This is a genomic window from Amycolatopsis cynarae (assembly GCF_026802195.1).
GTDB lineage: Bacteria > Actinomycetota > Actinomycetes > Mycobacteriales > Pseudonocardiaceae > Amycolatopsis_E > Amycolatopsis_E rhizosphaerae.
Map to the genome: position 1 here is coordinate 637,408 of NZ_CP113836.1, position 18,585 is coordinate 655,992.

Below are 18,585 nucleotides of genomic sequence, written 5' to 3' on the forward strand. Positions count from 1 at the left end.
GCACCCGGATGGCGGTGTCATCGTTCGCCCGTGACAATCCTCCCGCGGTGACCTGGTTCTCGCACGACAGGTGTTGACCTCCACCAAGGTCGAAGTTGGATGCTGGCTCCATGAGAGCCGTGTGGTTGAAGGAGTTCGGTGGGCCGGAGGTGCTGCTGGCCGGGGAAGCCCCCGAACCGGTCGCCGGGCCCGGGCAGGTGCTGATCGAGACGAGGTTCGCGAACATCACCTTCGTCGAGACGCAACTGCGCGCCGGGACCGGTCCGTTTACGCTGACCCCGCCGGTGATCCCGGGCAACGGGGTCGGCGGCGTGGTGGTCGCCGCCGGAGAGGGAGCGGACGGGGACCTGGTCGGCAGGCGGGTGGTGACCAGCCTCAACGGCTCCGGCGGGTACGCCGGGCGGGTGGCGGTCTCCTCGGCCGCGCCGTTCGTCGTGCCCGACGGGGTGGCTCTCGACGACGCGGTCGCCCTGCTCGCGGACGGCCGGACGGCGAGCGCCCTGGTGCACGCCGCCGGGCTCCGCGCGGGCGATCGCGTCCTGGTGGAGGCTGCCGCGGGCGGGGTCGGCAGCCTCCTCGTGCAGCTCGCGCGCGCCGCCGGGGCGACCGTGATCGCGCTCGCGGGCGGTGCGCGGAAGGTCGCACTCGCCGCGGAACTCGGCGCCGACCACGCGATCGACTACACGGCCGAGAACTGGCCGGACCGCGTGCGGGAAGCAGCCTCAGCGGTGGACGTCGTCTTCGACGGGGTGGGCGGCGAGACGGGCGCCCGTGCGTTCGACCTGGTGGACCGGGGCGGCCGGTTCCTCAGTTTCGGCCTGGCCAGCGGTTCCTGGGCGGAGGTTTCCGAGGCCGATGCGGCCGCGCGGGAGGTGACCCTGATCCGTGGCTCGCTCGGCACCCCGGAGGAAATGCGGGGCTTCACCGCGAAAATCCTGGCCGCGGCGGCCGAGGGGAAGGTGAAACCCGTGATAGGGCAACGCTTTCCCCTCGAAGAAGCGGCGAATGCGCACCGCGCCATCGAATCCCGCGCCACCGTGGGGAAAACGCTGCTCGTCCTCTGAAATTCGCTGCCGCTGGGGCACTTCGGTATCGGAAGTGCCCCACCGCGAGGACCAGTGCTCACCGCAGGGATCGCTCCACAGCCCGGGCGGCACGGAAAATGCGGCGAATCATGGCGCGTCTGCCCGGATGCCGATGGGAGAGCAGTAGTTCGTCCGGCAGCCTTCGCCACCATCGGAGATCGGACTGGAGCAAGCTGACAACTCGAAGCAGTTCGGAGCCATTGTTGCGTAGCTTGCTTCGTTTGTCCTCGAACCTCGCCTTCAGTGACCACTCCTCGAGCCGCCGCAACATGGTGACGCCATGCTTTCGGTGCAAGGCGATGGTCCATGCCAAGTCGCGGAGCTCGTCAGGATACCGATCTCCCAGAATCTTGGTGTCGACCACCAAGATGTTCTCCTTGTCGGTCTGGATACCCAAGATCCAGAGGGCGATCTCCAGTGCGACAGCGCGCAGGCCATCGCGATCTCGCAGCGACTGAGGGTCGTTCATCCAGTGATTCACCGTGGTCAGTACCAGGTCGCGGTACTTCTCCCGGGCCAGAAGTGCCAGCATGATCGCGACCACGGCGTTGCGCGGTCCCCGCCATTCCGATCGTGCGATCCTGGTCAGCTGAGCGAGCGCCCGCTTCGTGTGCTGCTCGAACCGTGACCCGTAGTACAACGCGGCAGTGAACTTGTAGTTCGAAGAGCGGGATTCGACCCAGCGGTCGAGCGTTTCTTCGACGAGTCCGGAGTGCCTGTGCTCGTCGGCCAGTTTGACCAGCGTTTGCGCGGCGAGATACCGGTGGGACAACCGGTTGTTCGCGGCGAGCGTCTCCAGGGGGCGCAAGGGATCGTGTGCGGGGACGCCGACGATGACGGTGCACAACGCCTTGACGGCGGCTTCCGGCTCGTTCGAGTCGCACATCCACTTCAGCAGGGTCTGGTGATCCAGGTGGTACTGCTGCCAGAACCGGCGGAGTACAGCGTCCGCCCAGTCCGGTTGCTCGAACCGGACGGTCTGTTCTTGTAAGCCAGGGTGGCGGGGGTGGGTACGACGCGCGGTTGCCGCCCGGATCGTGCGCAACAGCTTGTCCTTCGGTTTGGTGAAGATACGCCGAGGCCGCAGGGTTTTGTCGGAGGGGAGTTCGGCCTTGCGAACGAGCGTATCCAGAGCGACTGCCTGGGCGGCTACCCGGTCGAAAGGCTTGTTTTCGAGAAACGCGACCGCGAGGAACATCGTGAACTCCTCGGTTGACCACCAGTCTTCGATGAGTGCGGCGACGGCCCTGTCCGCATCCTCGTCCAGCAGTCTCAGCGCGTCGGATTCCTCGATCTTCCCGGAAGCCAGTTCGATCGCCAATTCCGCCGCGCGGACCGCCTTGTGCGGGGGATCGGCGACCGACAGCTTGAGAGCCAAACCCGCGTGGAACAAGGGCAGGATGTCGCCCGCCTCGTCGTGCTTGCGATCCCGGATCACCGACTCGGCCACTTCCACCGGCGCAGGTGCTTCCAGTTTGACCGCTGTGCTCACCGCGTAACCCGGGATTTCCTCGGGGCGGTCGAAGAGAATCACCAGGGCGCACTGCTTGGTTCGGCACAGGCTGACCGCCCTGGCGAAGTCCATGTTGTCCATGGGAGTGCGGCCCGGTCCGACCCTTTGCCATATGTAGCCGACCCGGCCGTCCAGTTCCTGCTCGTCGATACTGCCAAGGCGCCGGGCGCTGTTGAGATGCACGATGCGGCTGTAGCCGAGTTCGTCGAGTAACCGCGTGGCGGCGAATCGACCTGAGCCGAGACCGTGGAGCACGACGATGGGTGCCGTTTTCAGGGCTTCCCGGGCCATCGTGAATCCTTCTGGCTCGATGAATTGCCGTCTGACCTGGGTCAGGTCTTCGTCGTTGGCTTCCCAGGCGAGCAGGTCCGGCTCATCCGACTGAATGGTCTTGTAGATATTCCATATCTTGACTTCTTCGATCGTCTCTGCCTGTGCACCGTTCATCTTACCGTTAACGGTGTTGTCGACCTGTTTCTGAGGTTGTTGCTGTTGTTGCGTATTTTCGGTCATCAATGGTCCCCCCAGACGCTGACCGCTCCGTTGATCGTGCCCGCCTGTACCCCGTTCACCGTGCCATTGACCTGGTTGTTCACCTGAGGAGCGGCCGGTTCCGATTTGTTCGGCTCCGCCGCGAGTTCGCGGAGAGACCTTGCATCGAAGCCTGGCACATGAAGCCACGCTTGTTCACGGAAGGATTTGTTCGTCACTGTGACCTCGGCGAATTCGGATTCGCGGACCGCGTGTGTGTAGTCTCCGCCGAAGACTTGCCGGAAGGCGGCCATCGAAAGGATAAGGCCACTGTTGACGTCCGGCCTCTCCGCAAGGCAGCGCGTAAGTATCGATTTGAAGGCTGGCGCGTCCAGCAAGCGACCGCGCGAGATCTTCGCCGAGTAGTAGCTCGGGACATCGCCGACCGCGCCGAGATCGACGGCGATACGGAGACGCACATCAGGTTTACGTTCCCGGTTGTGTTCGGCGGCAAGTTCGTCGAGTCGTTTGCTGAAGTCCATGAGGGTGCCGAGACGCCTGCTGGAAAGAGTGTACAGCGCTCCGTCACCTGTGGGTTCGCTTTCAATGACCTCTTCGGCATCGATGCCGGTGTCGGCGAAGGCCTGGTTCAGCATGCCGGCCAAGGCTCGCCACAATGCGCCGAGGTGATATCCAGGGTTGTCGGCTGATGCGATTACGTCAATCCCAAGCAGTGCGCGGGTTTCGGGGAGCAGTTCCATTACGCCTCCACAGCGGTGGTTCATTCTGTCGAGGGAGTCTCAGCCGCTTACCGGCGCAGTTCCACCTGATTTCCGGGAGATGTTCAGGTCGTTTTCCGCCACCCGCGATCATTCAGCAGGTCGCGGAGGAGGGTGGGGTCTGGCAGTAGGAACCAGAGGCGTCGCGTTCGGACCAGCCCCGCAGCCCGAAGCACCTTCAATGCCGCGTCGACCGATTTTGCCGAGGCGACCACGGCTTTGGCGAGGTCACCCTGAGGTATGCCGCGCACGACCACTCCGTCGGAACTCGCTTCGCCGAAAGTGTCAGCCCAAGTGAGAAGTTGGGCAGCGACCCGGGTCGTCACGTCCTGCGAAGCGATCGCCAACTGTCTGCGGTCGGCTCTGTGCAGACGGTCACGAAGGGTCGCGTTGACGAGGACAAGCACGTCGTGGTCCTGCTCCACGAGCCGTCGGAAGATGCTGGCGACCACGCGCACTCCGGTGCCGTCGCGGTGGGCGATAACGGTGGCACTGCGCGGTCGCTGGTCGAGCACGCCGAGTTCACCGATCAGCTCACCCGGACCGTACGGCCCGGCGATCACCTGGGCCCCGTTGTGCTCCGACAGGACGACCTTGACCGAGCCCGACTCGACCAGCACCACGTCCTCACTGTGGGTGCCGGCCGACATCAGTATTTCGCCCCGCCGGAATGCCGTCGGTCGCCCCGCAGCGCGGAGCCGTGCACGGGCACGATCGAGGGCGGGGTCCACCACGGAACCATGCTGTCAACTGGCCACCATCGACAGATCGGATTGATTCCGTCTTCACTCGATTGGCCTAGGCCCTACGCCGGTTCGGCGGTCGCCGGGTTGCCGGTGCCGATGGTTCCGGGCGTGGTGACGCGCATGATCAGGCCGAACTTGTTCTCGTGCTGTTCGATCAGCCAGGTCTGCAGTTTCGGCCACCGCTCGCGCCCGGCCGGATCCCAGCTGGGGACGGCGCAGCGGATGCAGGGTCCGGCGTTCTTGCCGGTGACCTCCAGCACGACCTCGCCGACGGTGATCTTCGTACCGGCACCCCAGTCCTCTTCGGCGAACGCGGGCGCGTCCAGCGTGAGGTGCAGGTTGGGACGGAACCGGTCGAGCTCGACCGGGGCGGCGAGCTCCGTTTCGAGCGCGGCGCGTGAGGCTTCGAGGGTGACCAGCACGGTGGGGCCCCGGTCCTGCTGGCCGTCCTGGGCACGCAGGGAAAGCGGCAGGTCGAGGGAGTCGGCCAGCGCGGCGGCCAGTCCCGGATCGTCCCAGGCCCATTCCTTGCCGTCCGGGCCGTGCAGTACGGGCGCCTGCGCGGGGTCGGGGCCGGGGTCGCGGTAGGTGCTCTGCCACGACAGCAGAGCCGGGTTCTGGCGGACGGTGAGGATTTTGCCCGCCCGCCGTTCCCGCCGGTCGACCAGGGCGTGCGCGCGGTCTCCGGCCATGCCTCGCTCGTCGAAGCGCGCGGCCCCGACCCGTTCGCCGCGCAGTGATTTCACCGGCCAGCGGTGCAGTCCGGCCACGTTTCCCTGAAACACCAGGCAATCCTACGGGCTACGACCAGCGGAGGGCGACGAGCTGGGTGATCAGCGCCAGTCGCACGTCCGGATCGTCGAGGTCCAGCCGGGCCAGGTCGAGCAGGCGGCGCATCCGGTACCGGAAGGTGTTGGGGTGGATCCGCAGCGCCCGCGCGGCCGCACGGGGATCGCCGGGGAAGCGCAGCCATTCGTACAGCGTCGCCACGTATTCCGTCCGGTTCTCCCGATCGTGGGCGCGCAGCCGCTCCAGCGGCCCGAGTTCGGTGACGTGGGCCGCGCCCGCGGCCGTCGCGGCCCGGTGCAGCACGAGCGCGGTCCACACTTCGTCGTAGCTGCCGACGTGCCCGGGCAGCAGTCCGGCTCGCAACAGGCCCAGCGCTTCCTCCGCCTCCTTGCGCGAGCGGGCCAGTTCGACGAGCGGGACCGCCGAACCCGCTGCGAGGTTCGGCGAACCGGCCCGGTCCGGTTCCGGCCCCTGAGCGAGCGCCGCGCGCAGTTCGGCCCACGAGCCGGGCCCGGGGCCTTCCGGCACGATCGCGTAGAGCAGGCCGCTGAGTTCGGTCACCACGGGCCGTCGCCCGATGCCCTGGGAAATGCGTTCCAGCAACGCCAGGCGCAGCCCTTCGGCGTCCGGGCCATCCCCGCCGGGCGTGCCGATCACCACCACGCGATGCGGCTCATCGGTGAGTTCGAGTTCCGCGATCGCCTTGCGGGGGCCGACCTTTCCTTCCAGCAGCGCCCGCAGGAGCTCCGCCGAGGCGCGGCGGCGCGCGTCCGCGTGTGCCCGCCTCCTGAGCAGGTGCAGCGCGACGACCGGGGCGGTGTCGGCGAAGGCGGCCGCCCGCTCGTCCGGCACCGGACCGGCGACCACCGCCCACATCGAGCCGAGCAGTTCGCCGCCCATGCGGATCGGCACGATCAGCCGGGGCAGTGTGCCGTCCCGTTGCGCGGGCACGAAAATCGTCTGACGGCCGCGGGAAAGTTCCCGGAACACCCCGCGGGAGCGGAACTTGGCGAGCACGTCGTCCGGGATGCGCCTGCCCATGATCGTGGACACCCTGGCCGGATCGGTCAGGTCCTGCCGCGACGAATAGGCCAGTACCCGCGAGTTGGTGTCCTCGATGGTCACCGGGGCGTCGACCACCGAGGCCACCGCGTCGGCCAGCCGGAACAGGTCGCCGGAGCCGCGCTCGCCCGTGTCATCCCGGTCTTCGCCGTCTTTGTCGTCCGTGCTGTCGATGGCCGCGTCGAGCACGGTGCGCAGCAGCCAGACGAGCTGGGCCCACGCGGTGGCCCCGCGGACCTCGATCAGCCCGATCCCGGCGGTCACCGCGCACCGCCGTACCGCCGGACGGGCGGTGAACGGCGGTTTCAGCAGGACGGCGGCCGCCCGCCGCTCGGCGCTGTGCCGGATCAGGGTGGCCGCCCCGTCCACGTCGGCCACGGCCACCCCCAGCACCAGATCCCCGGCGGCGACCTGGGTGCCCGCGCCCGGTTCGGCGATCACCACGTCGGCCACCGCCGGGCTGGATTCCGGGATCGACACCGCGTGCAGCAGGGTGGGGCCGACCCGGTCGACGATGCTGCGGACGGACACCATTTCCGCAGCATACGGGGTAGATGACTACCGATTCACCAGCTCGGCCAGCGCGGCGGAAAGTGTGCCCGCCGGATCCTCCACGGCGGTACGGGCGCGCCACGCCACGATGCCGTCCGGGCGGATGAGGCTCGCGCCGCCCCGGCCGAGTCCGTAGCGTGCGGCGAACAGGTTCTCCGGATCGCCGAAGTCGGTCCCACGTTCGGCGCAGACGACGGTCAGGCCGAGCCGTTCGGACACCTCGCGGGCGGCGGTGGACCAGCCGGGCCCGTCGGCCAGCAGTACCCAGCCCTGCCCGATGATGTCCACTGTGGACAGTGGCACCCCGTCCAGCGTCACCGGCACGTGCGGGGCGCGGAAACCCGGACGCCCGCTGGGCCGGTTCGGATCCTCGGTCGGGCGTGCGTCGGGATCGTCCTCGGTGTCGAGCACCGCTCCGGACCGGTAGCGGAAACCGAGCGCCAACTCGTTCATGTCGACCGGGTCGCCCACTTCGCTGGTGTCCAGCTCCGGCAGCAGCCGCTCCTTCGCGTTGTGCAGCGAGGTGTCGACCACCATCTGCGCGATCGGCTTGCGCTCGGCTTCGTAGGAGTCCAGCAGCCCCGGGCCCGCCTCGCCCCGCAGGACCGCGGCGAGCCGCCAGGCCAGCGCGTGCCCGTCGCCGACCGCGGTGTTGCCGCCCATCCCGCCCGTCGGCGGGGTGACCTTCGCCGCGTCGCCCGCCAGGAAGACGCGCCCCTCCCGGAACCGCCGCGCGATGCGGGCGGCCATCTCCCACGCCCCGACCCAGCGGATTTCCGGTTCCAGTCCGGGTAGGCCGGTGGCCAGCCGGATCAGTTCGGCGAGCCGGTCGTGGGTGTAGTCCTCCGGCGTCTCGCCCCGGTCGGGGTGGTAGTCGGTGCCGAAGACGAACCGGCCCGGCACGTCGGTGTTCACCAGCGCACCGGTGAACTGGGGATGCTGCAGGTAGTAGAGGTCGGTGACATCGGGCTGCATCCGGTCCCCGAGGTCGGCTTCGAAGACCACCCCGATGGAATGCCCGATGACGCCGATGCCCTCGGTCTCGATGCCGAGCGCGGTGCGGATCCGGCTGCGGCCCCCGTCCGCACCGACGAGGTAACGCGCCCGCACCCGGTACGGCTCCCCGTCGCGGGGCCGCAGTAGCGCGGTCACCCCGTCCTCGTCCTGCTCGAAGGACACGAGTTCGGTGGAGTAGCGCAACTGGGCGCCGAGCTCGCGGGCCCTGCCCAGCAGGATCGGTTCGACGACGTCCTGCCCGGCCATTCCCCAGGGAGTGGCGGCCGCAGCGCTGTTGTCGATCTCGGACAGGTCCTCGAGCACCTGGTGGAACACCGGGCCGCCGAGGTGGGTGGCGACGGTGATGCGCAGCCCTTGCGAGGCCCGCTTGCTGACCCCCAGCACGTCGCGCTCGATCCCCGCCCAGCGGTACAGCTCCATGGTCCGTGGGGTCTGACCCGCGGCACGGGGGTGCAGGCCAGTGCCCTGGCGCCGCTCCACGGTCACCACGCGGACCCCTTCGCGGGCGAGGAACAGCGATGCCGTCAGGCCGCTCAAGCCGGCGCCGACGACGAGAACGTCCACTTCTTCCATGATCTTCTCCCTGCCTGTGAATCTCCCTGTGCAAGGAATCTTAGAAGCTAAGATACTTTTTTTGCAAGGGGTACCACTGGATGGGAGCGATTTGGGCCAAACGGCCGAACTGGCTAGCGTCGAAGGCCATGACGAGCAACGAGGCGTGGTCCTTCGAGACCAAACAGATCCACTCCGGCGCCAGCCCCGACGCCGCCACCGGTGCCCGCGCGACGCCGATCTACCAGACCACTTCCTACGTCTTCCGTGACAGCCAGCACGGCGCGGACCTGTTCAGCCTCGCCGAGCCCGGCAACATCTACACCCGCATCATGAACCCGACGCAGGACGTGCTGGAGCAGCGCGTCGCCGCGCTCGAAGGCGGTGTGGCCGCGCTCGCCTTCGCGTCCGGGTCCGCCGCGATCACCGCGGCCGTGCTCAACCTCGCCGGTGCCGGCGACCACCTCGTCTCCAGCACCAAGCTCTACGGCGGCACCTACAACCTGTTCCGCTACACGCTGGCCAAGCTCGGCATCGAGGTCACCTTCATCGAGGACCAGAGCGACCTCGAACAGTGGCGCGCCGCCGCCCGGCCGAACACCAAGCTGTTCTTCGGGGAGACGCTGGCCAACCCCGGCGGCAACGTCCTCGACATCCGTGGCATCGCCGACGTCGCCCACGAGGCCGGCGTCCCGCTCGTCGTCGACAACACGGTGCCCACCCCGTACCTGCTGCGCCCGATCGAGCACGGCGCCGACGTGGTCGTCCACTCCGCGACGAAGTACCTCGGCGGTCACGGCACCACCGTCGCCGGTGTCCTCGTCGACGGCGGCACCTTCGACTTCGGTGCCCAGCCGGAACGGTTCCCCGGCTTCAACGAACCCGACCCCAGCTACAACGGCCTCAAGTACTGGGAGGCGCTCGGCCCGGGTGCCTACGCCGCCAAGGCCCGCGTGCAGATCCTGCGCGACACCGGCGCCGCGATCTCGCCGCTCAACAGCTTCCTGATCCTGCAGGGCATCGAAACGCTGTCCCTGCGGCTGGAGCGCCACGTGTCCAACGCCACCGCGCTGGCCGAATGGCTCGAGCAGCGTGACGAGGTCGAACGGGTCTACTACGCGGGGCTGCCCTCCAGCCCGGACTATGCCGCCGCGCAGAAGTACCTGCCGCGCGGTGCCGGTGCCGTGCTGTCCTTCGACCTGCACGGCGGGGTCGAAGCAGGCCGTAAGTTCGTGGACGGCACGGAGCTCCACAGCCAGCTGGTTAACATCGGGGACGTGCGCAGTCTGATTGTCCACCCCGCCAGCACCACCCACAGCCAGCTTTCGCCCGAGGAGCAGCTGGCCAGCGGGGTGACCCCGGGGCTGGTCCGCCTCGCCGTCGGCCTGGAAGGCATCGAGGACCTGAAGGCCGACCTCGAGGCCGGGTTCCGGGCCGCCAAGGCCGCCCTGTGACGTCGTCACCGGTTCCCCCGCCCGCCACCGGCGCGTGGCGGGCGGGGGATCCGCCGGGGCGGCGCCGCTGGGTGTCGCACGACCGGCAGGTGAAATTGGAGGCCGGCGGCACGCTGCCCGGCTTCCGGCTCGCCTACGAAACCTGGGGGATACTCGCTTCCGACGGCTCGAACGCGGTGCTCGTCGAACACGCCCTCACCGGCGACAGCCACGCCGCAGGGGAAGCCGGGCCCGGTCATCCCACGGCGGGCTGGTGGGACGCGCTGATCGGCCCCGGGCGCCCGCTGGACACCGACGAGCTGTTCGTGGTGGTGCCGAACGTGCTGGGCGGCTGTCAGGGCTCCACCGGGCCGTCGTCGCCGGACCCGGACGGCAGGCCGTGGGGCAGCCGGTTCCCCCGGCTGACCGTGCGCGACCAGGTTCTGGCCGAACAGACGCTCGCCGACGAGCTCGGTATCGAGCGCTGGGCCATGGTGCTCGGCGGGTCCATGGGCGGGATGCGGGCGCTCGAATGGGGCGTGACCCTGCCCGGCCGGGTCGAATCGCTGCTCGTGGTGGCCGCGCCCGCGGCCAGCACCGCGGAACAGATCGCCTGGGCCTCGCCGCAGCTGCACGCCATCCGCGCGGACCGGGGCTGGCGCGGCGGTGACTACTACGACGCGGCGCCCGGTGAGGGCCCGCACCTGGGGCTGGGGGTCGCCCGCCGGATCGCGCACGTGACCTACCGCACCGAGGCCGAGCTGAACCAGCGGTTCGGCAGGCGGCACCAGGCCCCGGACGATCCGCGGTTCGCCGTCGAGTCCTATTTGGACCATCACGCGGAGAAGCTGGTCCGCCGCTTCGACGCCAACAGCTACCTGGTGCTCACCGAGTCGATGAACACCCACGACGTCGGCCGGGACCGGGGCGGCGTGGGCGCTGCCCTGTCGCGGGTGACGGCCCGCACGCTCGTCGCCGGGGTGGACAGCGACCGGCTGTACCCGCTGTACCAGTCGCAGGAGCTGGCGGCGGGCATCCCGGGCGCGGGGGAGGCGGCGGTGATCTCCTCGCCCTACGGCCACGACTCGTTCCTGATCGAGACCGGCCAGATCGCCACCTTGATCAAGGCCCTACTCGGCTAGAGCTGTGTTGAACGCTGTCGGAGCTGGCAGTGTCGTTTCTGCGAGGAACCACGTCAGAACCCGCGGTGCAAGCTGACGGCCCACAGCAAGCGGCTCCGCCGCTCAGGAAACACGCCCTAAGACGCCCCTTCCGGTACTTCAGGTAAAGGTGCGACGCACCCAGTCGGCGACCGGGAGGTCCCGGTCGACGCATTCGGCGGACAGCCGGATGGTCCAGCGCAGCGCCTGCAGCACCAGGCTGTCGACCTCGTCCGGCGCGGCGCTGGCCAGCGCGATCTCGACCTGTTCCTCGGCCGCTTCGGTGTTGCCGTGCACCTCGGCCAGCAGGGTGCGGACCGCGGTGCGCACCGGCGGGTCCGCCTCGTCGATCGGCACCTCTTCGCCCGCCTCGTCGAACACTTGCACCTTGACCGGGGCGCTGCCCCCGTCACCGAGCCGGGAGACCATCGAGCTGCATTCGCCGAAGAGCAGCAGCATCAGTTCCCGCATCTCGGCGGTGCGGGCGGGCTCGTCGGCCGCGGAGGGCGCCACCTCGTCCAGTGCGTCCTCGTCCCGGCCCAGGCGCAGCGCGACGAGGGCGCGTTGCGCCTTCTCCACGAGGTCCCGCTGCTCGCCGCTCACCCGTCCTATCAAACACCAGTGACCGCTGTTCCGGGCTAGGAGCTGTATCGGAAGTGGCTGGTGTGGCGGTGCGGCGGCGGAAGCAGTGATCAGCCCAGGGAGTGAAGGGCGCCGAGCGCGAGCCGCCGCAGCAGAGCCGCCAGTTCGGTGTCGTCGAGGTAGCGGCTGTACGGGGTGGAGTTGATCAGTCCGAAGACGGCGTGCGCGGCCGAGCGGGCCTGCCGTTCCCCCACGCCGGGCACCGCGTCCCGGATCGCCCGCACCCACACCTCGACGTAGCGCCGCTGCAACGCCCGGACCTGCTTGCGGTCGGTGTCGGTGAGGTTGGCGAGGTTGCGCTCCTGGACGGTGATCAGCGACGGCTGGGTGAGCGCGAAGTTCACGTGGAAGTCGACCAGCTCGGCCAGCACCCGCTCCGGATCCTCGGCCGCCTCCGCCCGCGCGGTGCCGCCGTCGAGCAGGAAGTGGCTGATCGAGTTCAGCATCTCCCCGAGCATGGCGTCCTTGCTGCGGAAATGCCGGTAGAGCGCGGGTCCCGAGATGCCGACGGCGGCCCCGATGTCGTCGATGCCGACCCCGTGGAAGCCGTGGCGGGCGAACAACTCGGCGGCGGCGGCCAGGATCTGCTCGCGGCGGCCGGTCTTCTCGCCACCCGCCTGCGACCGCGCGAACGTCTTCGCGTCCACCGGACCTGCCTTCGGGGCCATCTCCGCCTTTCGTCGTCGGCCGGAGCTGGGGGCACCGGCTGGGGGACATCCTATCGGGTCAAGTTAGCGACCGCTAACGTTCGTCCGCCCGTTGCTCACTTGCCTACTAAATAGGGGTCCCAGTAAGGGAAAACCCTGGTATTTCTTCATCTGGTTTTCCACTTACAGAAGGGCTCTCCCATGGCTGTCCCCTCGGTGTTGAAAGCGCTTACCAGATCCTTCACGGTCGCTGTCGTCGCCTCGCTCGCGGCACTGGGGCTGAGCGGCGTGGCGGACGCGGCCACGACCGACTATGTCGCGCTCGGCGATTCCTACTCTTCCGGCGTGGGTGCCGGTTCGTACCTCGACTCCAGCAGCTGCAAGCGCAGCGCCAACGCCTACCCGGAGCTCTACGCGAACGCTTCGGGTGCGTCGCTGAGCTTCCAGGCCTGTTCGGGGGCGAAGACCTCGGACGTGCTGAACAACCAGGTAGGTGCGCTCAACTCGGGGACCGACCTGGTGTCGATCAGCATCGGCGGGAACGACGCCGGGTTCAGCGGCGTGATGCAGGACTGCATCCTCGGCGGTGACTCCGGCTGCCAGACCGCGGTGACCAACGCGGAGAACTACGTCGCCACCACCCTGCCGGGCCTGCTCGACAAGGTCTACTCCACCATCAAGGCCAAGGCTCCGAACGCCAAGGTCGTGGTGCTGGGCTACCCGCACTTCTACAAGATCGGCGGTTCCTGCATCGTCGGCCTGTCCGACACCTCGCGCAGCTACATCAACGGGGGTGCCGACGCGCTCGACACGGTCATCAAGAAGGAGGCCACGAACGCCGGGTTCACCTTCGCCGACGTCCGGGGCGCGTTCACCGGGCACGAGATCTGCTCGGGTTCGTCCTGGCTGCACAGCCTGACCTACCCGGTCGACGAGTCCTACCACCCGACCGCGACCGGCCAGTCCTCCGGCTACTACGCCACCTTCCGGTCGGTCCTGTAAGCGACCGCCCGCTTCACCGGCCTCCCTGTCCGGGTCCGCGCCCGGGCCTGGACAGGGAGGTTAGTCGTCGTTAACATCGCTTCCGTAGTTAACGACGACTAACCTGGGCTGGTATGGACACACCGACGCTCACCACCTCCGCGGACCCGCGCAGCGAGGCGTACGCGCGCAACGCGACCGCGCACGCCGAGCTCGTCGAAGACCTCCGCAAGCGCCTCGCCGCCGCCCGCCTCGGCGGGCCGGAGAAGGCGCGAGTCCGGCATGTGGAACGCGGGAAGCTCCTGCCGCGCGACCGGGTGGACGCGCTGCTGGACGAGGGCTCGCCGTTCCTCGAACTGTCCCCGCTCGCCGCGAACGGCCTCTACGACGACGAGGCCCCCGCCGCCGGCATCATCACCGGCATCGGCCGGGTCTCCGGCCGGGAATGCGTCATCGTCGCCAACGACGCCACGGTCAAGGGCGGCACGTACTACCCGATGACCGTCAAGAAGCATCTGCGCGCGCAGGAAGTCGCCCTGCACAACAACCTGCCGTGCCTCTACCTGGTGGACTCCGGCGGTGCGTTCCTGCCGCGCCAGGACGACGTGTTCCCCGACCGCGAGCACTTCGGCCGGATCTTCTACAACCAGGCCACCATGTCCGCGCGGGGCATCCCGCAGCTCGCGGCCGTGCTCGGTTCGTGCACCGCAGGCGGCGCCTACGTGCCCGCGATGAGTGACGAAGCGGTGATCGTCCGCAACCAGGGCACGATCTTCCTCGGCGGCCCGCCCCTGGTCAAGGCCGCCACCGGGGAGATCGTCACCGCGGAGGAACTGGGCGGCGGCGACGTGCACGCCCGCTCCTCCGGCGTCACCGACCACCTGGCCAACGACGACGCGCACGCCCTGCGCATCGTGCGCTCGATCGTGTCCACACTCGGGCCGCGCGGCCCCCGTCCGTGGGACGTCGAGCCCGTCGAGGAACCGGCCGTCGACCCGCGCCAGCTCTACGGCGTCGTGCCCACCGACTCGCGCACGCCCTACGACGTGCGCGAGGTGATCGCGCGGATCGTGGACGGCAGCCGGTTCGCCGAGTTCAAGAAGGAGTACGGCGCCACCCTGGTCACCGGGTTCGCCCGGATCCACGGCCACCCGGTCGGGATCGTCGCCAACAACGGTGTGCTCTTCGCCGAATCGGCGATGAAGGGCGCGCACTTCATCGAACTGTGCGACCGGCGCTCCATCCCGCTGGTCTTCCTGCAGAACATCAGCGGGTTCATGGTGGGCAAGACCTACGAGGCCGGCGGAATCGCCAAGCACGGCGCGAAGATGGTCACCGCGGTCGCCTGCGCCCGGGTGCCCAAGCTGACCGTGGTCATCGGCGGTTCCTTCGGTGCGGGCAACTACTCCATGTGCGGGCGCGCGTATTCGCCGCGGTTCCTGTGGATGTGGCCCAACGCCCGGATCTCGGTGATGGGCGGTGAGCAGGCGGCCTCCGTGCTGTCCACCGTCCGCCGTGACGCGATCGAGTCGCGTGGCGGGGAATGGAGCGCCGAGGAAGAGGAAGCCTTCAAGGAGCCGATCCGCCGCCAGTACGAGGAGCAGGGCAGCCCCTACTACTCGACGGCCCGGCTGTGGGACGACGGCGTGATCGACCCGGCGGACACCCGCACCGTGCTCGGGCTCGCCCTCTCCGTCGCGGCCAACGCGCCGCTCGAAGCGGTCAACTACGGCGTCTTCCGGATGTAGGGAGTGTTTGAAGTGGTTTGCGTGGCGGCGCGGGTAGCGGAACCTCAGGCGGTCCCTGACTGCGGGATCGCCTCCTCATGAATGCCAATTCAGGAGTCGCTGGCAGTGCTGTTCTTGCCCAGGAACCGCCTGAGAACCCGCGGCGGTGCCGGTTGGCGGCCCACAGCAAGCGGCTCCGCCGCTTCGAAGACATAACGCAGGGGGCTGTTCCACATCATGTTTGACACAGTGTTGGTGGCGAACCGGGGCGAGATCGCCGTCCGCGTGATCGGCACCCTGCGCCGGATGGGCATCCGCTCCGTGGCGGTCTACAGCGACGCCGACGCGGGCGCGCGGCACGTCCGCGAGGCCGACGACGCCGTCCGCATCGGGCCTGCCGAGGCGGCCAAGAGCTATCTGTCGATCCCGGACGTGGTGCGCGCCGCCGTCTCCTCGGGCGCGCAGGCCGTGCACCCGGGGTACGGGTTCCTGGCCGAAAACCCGCGGTTCGCCCGAGCCTGCGCCGAGGCGGGGCTGGTGTTCATCGGGCCGGCGCCCGAGGCGATCGAGGCGATGGGCGACAAGATCCGCGCCAAGGAGACGGTTTCGGCCGCCGGGGTGCCGGTGGTGCCCGGAGCCGCCGAGGTCGCGGATTTCGCGGCGGCCGCGGAGTCCGTCGGCTACCCGCTGCTGCTCAAACCGTCCGCGGGCGGCGGCGGCAAGGGCATGCGGCTGGTGACCGGCCCCGCCGAGCTGGAGGCCGCCGTGGAGTCGGCCCGGCGCGAGGCGAAGGCCGCCTTTGGCGACGACCGGCTGCTGCTGGAGCGGTTCGTCACCACCCCGCGTCACATCGAGCTCCAGGTCCTCGCCGATGGGCGAGGCAATGTCATCCACCTGGGCGAGCGCGAGTGCAGCCTGCAGCGCCGCCACCAGAAGATCATCGAAGAGGCGCCGTCGGTCCTGCTGGACGAGGCGACCCGCGAGCGGATGGGCGCGGCGGCGGTGGAGGCGGCCCGCTCGGTCGGGTACACCGGGGCCGGCACCGTCGAGTTCATCGTCTCGTCCGCCGCGCCCGACGAGTTCTTCTTCATGGAGATGAACACCCGGCTGCAGGTCGAGCACCCGGTCACCGAACTGGTCACCGGACTCGACCTGGTCGAGTGGCAGGTCCGCATCGCGGCCGGTGAACCGCTGACCGTGCGCCAGGAGGACGTCCGTCTCGACGGGCACGCGGTCGAGGCCCGCGTCTACGCCGAGGATCCTGCGCGCGGTTTCGTCCCCACCGGGGGCACCGTGCTGGCACTGGGCGAACCCCGCGACCTCGCCGGTGTCCGGGTGGACTCGTGGATGAGCCCCGGCACCACCGTCGGTTCGAACTACGACCCGATGCTGGCGAAGGTGATCGCCTGGGGGCCGGACCGGGCGTCCGCGCTGCACCGGCTGGACCGGGCGCTGGCCGGGACGGCCATGCCCGGGGTGACCACGAACGTGGCCTTCCTGCGCGCGCTGATCGCCGATCCGGACGTCCGGGCCGGGCGGCTGGACACCGGGCTGGTCGAGCGACGGCTCGAAACGCTGGTTTCTTCCCGTGTGCCGGAGGAGTTCTTCGTCGCCGCCGCGCTGGACCGGCTGCTCGGCCTGACGCCGACGGGACCGGTCGTGGACCCGTGGGACGTGCCGAGCGGCTGGCGCCTCGGCGCCCGCGGCGGGGTGACCCTGCGGCTGAAGTCCGGGGAGACCGAGGCGCTGGTGCGCGTCGAGGGCCTGCCGGACGCGGCGGTCGTCAGCGTGAACGGCGCCGATCCCGTTCCGGTTTCCGCGCGGCGGGACGGCGACCGGCTCGAGGTGCACTACGACGGCGAGTTCCGCCGGTACCTCCGGGCGGAGCGGGACGATCTGTGGCTCGCCCGCGACGGGCACTGCGTGGCCGTCGGCGAGCGCCCGAACCTGCTCGCCTCGCACGGTGACGTCACCGAGGCGGGCCCGGTGAAGAGTCCGATGCCGGGCACCGTACTGGTCGTGAAGGTCTCGCCGGGCGAGACGGTCACGGCCGGGACGCCGCTGCTCGTGGTCGAGGCGATGAAGATGGAGCACACCCTGGTCGCGCCGGTGGACGGTGTGGTCGGCGAACTGAACGTCCAGGTGGGGCAGCAGGTCGCACTGGACGAAATCCTGGCCGTGGTGACCCCGGCAGGCGACGCGGAGGCGGAAAGATGATCGACTTCAGGCTGGGCGAGGAGTACGAGGCGCTGCGGAAGACCGTTCAGGACTTCGCCCAGAACGAGGTGGCGCCGGTCATCGGCGGCTTCTACGAGCGCGAGGAATTCCCCTACGAACTGGTGGCGCAGATGGGCCGGATGGGCCTGTTCGGCCTGCCGTTCCCGGAGGAGTACGGCGGGATGGGCGGCGACTACTTCGCGCTCTGCCTCGCTCTCGAAGAGCTCGCCCGCGTCGACTCCTCGGTCGCGATCACGCTGGAGGCCGGGGTGTCCCTGGGCGCCATGCCGATCTACCGGTTCGGTGACGCCGCCCAGCGGGAACGGTGGCTGCCCGCGCTGTGCTCCGGTGAGGCGCTGGGCGCGTTCGGCCTCACCGAGCCCGGCGGCGGCTCGGACGCCGGGGCCACCAGGACCACCGCGCGCCTGGACAACGACGAGTGGGTGATCAACGGCAGCAAGTCCTTCATCACCAACTCCGGCACCGACATCACCCGCCTGGTCACCGTCACCGCGGTCACCGGGGAGAAACCGGGCGGGGGCAAGGAGATCTCCGCGATCATCCTGCCTTCCGGCACGCCGGGCTTCGCCGTCGCCCCGAAGTACTCGAAGGTCGGCTGGAACGCCTCCGACACCCACGAGCTGTCCTTTTCGGACTGCCGGGTGCCCGCGGAGAACCTGCTCGGCGAGCGTGGGCGCGGGTACGCCCAGTTCCTGTCCATTCTGGACGAGGGACGGGTGGCGATCGCCGCGCTGAGCGTCGGTCTGGCGCAGGGCTGTGTGGACGAATGCCTGCGCTATGTCCGGGAGCGGGAGGCGTTCGGCCGCCAGATCGGCACCTACCAGGCGATCCAGTTCAAGATCGCCGACATGGAGGCCCGCGCGCACACGGCCAGGCTGTCCTACTACGCGGCGGCGTCGAAGATGCTGCGCGGCGAGTCGTTCAAGAAGGAGGCTTCGATCGCGAAGCTGGTGTCGTCGAACGCCGCGATGGACAACGCGCGGGACGCGACGCAGATCTTCGGCGGCTACGGGTTCATGAACGAGTTCGCGGTCGGCCGGTTCTACCGGGACGCGAAGATCCTCGAAGTCGGGGAGGGGACCAGCGAGATCCAGCGCATGCTCATCGCCAGGGAACTCGGCCTGCGCTGACCCCTGGTTGCCACCTCACGGCGACCGTGATAGGAAAACCGGTATAAAAATACCGTGGGGT

General features: G+C 69.2%; 15 protein-coding genes. 7 read left to right on the plus strand and 8 right to left on the minus strand.

The features are described 5' to 3' along the window. Nucleotides 1–110: 110 nt before the first annotated feature. Nucleotides 111–1,064, plus strand: coding sequence for a zinc-binding dehydrogenase (locus ORV05_RS03045; RefSeq protein WP_268756928.1), 954 nt, complete (start codon nucleotides 111–113; stop codon nucleotides 1,062–1,064). A gap of 58 nt (nucleotides 1,065–1,122) precedes the next feature. On the opposite strand, the gene ORV05_RS03050 is transcribed toward ORV05_RS03045, so the two are convergent. From ORV05_RS03050 to rdmE, 6 genes are all read right to left on the minus strand, one after another. Further along, nucleotides 1,123–3,111, minus strand: a complete 1,989-nt coding sequence (locus ORV05_RS03050; RefSeq protein ID WP_268756929.1) for a hypothetical protein — start codon at nucleotides 3,109–3,111, stop codon at nucleotides 1,123–1,125. Further along, nucleotides 3,111–3,830 (minus strand): hypothetical protein, encoded by a 720-nt coding sequence (locus tag ORV05_RS03055; protein WP_268756930.1) that lies wholly within the window; start codon nucleotides 3,828–3,830, stop codon nucleotides 3,111–3,113. Before ORV05_RS03055 ends, ORV05_RS03050 begins: the two co-directional genes overlap by 1 nt. A gap of 83 nt (nucleotides 3,831–3,913) precedes the next feature. Beyond that, nucleotides 3,914–4,471 carry a Crp/Fnr family transcriptional regulator gene (locus ORV05_RS03060; RefSeq protein WP_268756931.1) on the minus strand — a complete coding sequence of 186 codons (558 nt, stop codon included), beginning with the start codon at nucleotides 4,469–4,471 and terminating at the stop codon, nucleotides 3,914–3,916. A gap of 182 nt (nucleotides 4,472–4,653) precedes the next feature. Beyond that, nucleotides 4,654–5,379, minus strand: coding sequence for an MOSC domain-containing protein (locus ORV05_RS03065; RefSeq protein WP_268756932.1), 726 nt, complete (start codon nucleotides 5,377–5,379; stop codon nucleotides 4,654–4,656). Nucleotides 5,380–5,395: 16 nt separating this feature from the next. After that, the gene (locus tag ORV05_RS03070; RefSeq protein WP_268756933.1) at nucleotides 5,396–6,979 is read right to left on the minus strand and encodes a PucR family transcriptional regulator; all 1,584 of its coding nucleotides are present in this window, start codon (nucleotides 6,977–6,979) and stop codon (nucleotides 5,396–5,398) included. 24 nt (nucleotides 6,980–7,003) lie between these two features. After that, a complete protein-coding gene (gene rdmE, locus ORV05_RS03075) occupies nucleotides 7,004–8,587 on the minus strand; it encodes an aklavinone 12-hydroxylase RdmE (protein ID WP_268756934.1) in 1,584 nt (527 codons plus the stop codon). A gap of 128 nt (nucleotides 8,588–8,715) precedes the next feature. Between rdmE and ORV05_RS03080 the strand changes: the two genes are divergently transcribed. Both ORV05_RS03080 and metX read left to right on the plus strand, forming a co-directional pair. After that, on the plus strand, nucleotides 8,716–10,020 hold the full coding sequence (locus ORV05_RS03080; RefSeq protein WP_268756935.1) for a bifunctional o-acetylhomoserine/o-acetylserine sulfhydrylase: 1,305 nt from the start codon (nucleotides 8,716–8,718) through the stop codon (nucleotides 10,018–10,020). Beyond that, a complete protein-coding gene (gene metX / locus ORV05_RS03085) occupies nucleotides 10,017–11,141 on the plus strand; it encodes a homoserine O-acetyltransferase MetX (protein WP_268756936.1) in 1,125 nt (374 codons plus the stop codon). The genes ORV05_RS03080 and metX overlap by 4 nt, the downstream gene beginning before the upstream one ends. 138 nt (nucleotides 11,142–11,279) lie before the next feature. On the opposite strand, the gene ORV05_RS03090 is transcribed toward metX, so the two are convergent. Next, nucleotides 11,280–11,771, minus strand: coding sequence for a hypothetical protein (locus ORV05_RS03090; protein WP_407652769.1), 492 nt, complete (start codon nucleotides 11,769–11,771; stop codon nucleotides 11,280–11,282). Between the two features lie 80 nt (nucleotides 11,772–11,851). Further along, nucleotides 11,852–12,448: an SACE_7040 family transcriptional regulator gene (locus ORV05_RS03095; protein ID WP_268756938.1), complete on the minus strand. Its 597-nt coding sequence runs from the start codon at nucleotides 12,446–12,448 to the stop codon at nucleotides 11,852–11,854. Between the two features lie 201 nt (nucleotides 12,449–12,649). Here ORV05_RS03095 and ORV05_RS03100 point away from each other — a divergent pair, with 201 nt between their 5' ends. The 4 genes from ORV05_RS03100 to ORV05_RS03115 all read left to right on the plus strand — a co-directional run bounded on the left by ORV05_RS03100 (nucleotide 12,650) and on the right by ORV05_RS03115 (nucleotide 18,524). Beyond that, a complete protein-coding gene (locus ORV05_RS03100) occupies nucleotides 12,650–13,450 on the plus strand; it encodes an SGNH/GDSL hydrolase family protein (protein WP_268756939.1) in 801 nt (266 codons plus the stop codon). Nucleotides 13,451–13,563: 113 nt separating this feature from the next. Next, nucleotides 13,564–15,177 (plus strand): carboxyl transferase domain-containing protein, encoded by a 1,614-nt coding sequence (locus ORV05_RS03105; protein WP_268756940.1) that lies wholly within the window; start codon nucleotides 13,564–13,566, stop codon nucleotides 15,175–15,177. 216 nt (nucleotides 15,178–15,393) lie between these two features. Further along, the gene (locus ORV05_RS03110; RefSeq protein ID WP_268756941.1) at nucleotides 15,394–17,373 is read left to right on the plus strand and encodes an acetyl/propionyl/methylcrotonyl-CoA carboxylase subunit alpha; all 1,980 of its coding nucleotides are present in this window, start codon (nucleotides 15,394–15,396) and stop codon (nucleotides 17,371–17,373) included. Next, nucleotides 17,370–18,524, plus strand: a complete 1,155-nt coding sequence (locus tag ORV05_RS03115) for an acyl-CoA dehydrogenase family protein (RefSeq protein ID WP_268756942.1) — start codon at nucleotides 17,370–17,372, stop codon at nucleotides 18,522–18,524. Before ORV05_RS03110 ends, ORV05_RS03115 begins: the two co-directional genes overlap by 4 nt. Nucleotides 18,525–18,585: the final 61 nt, after the last annotated feature.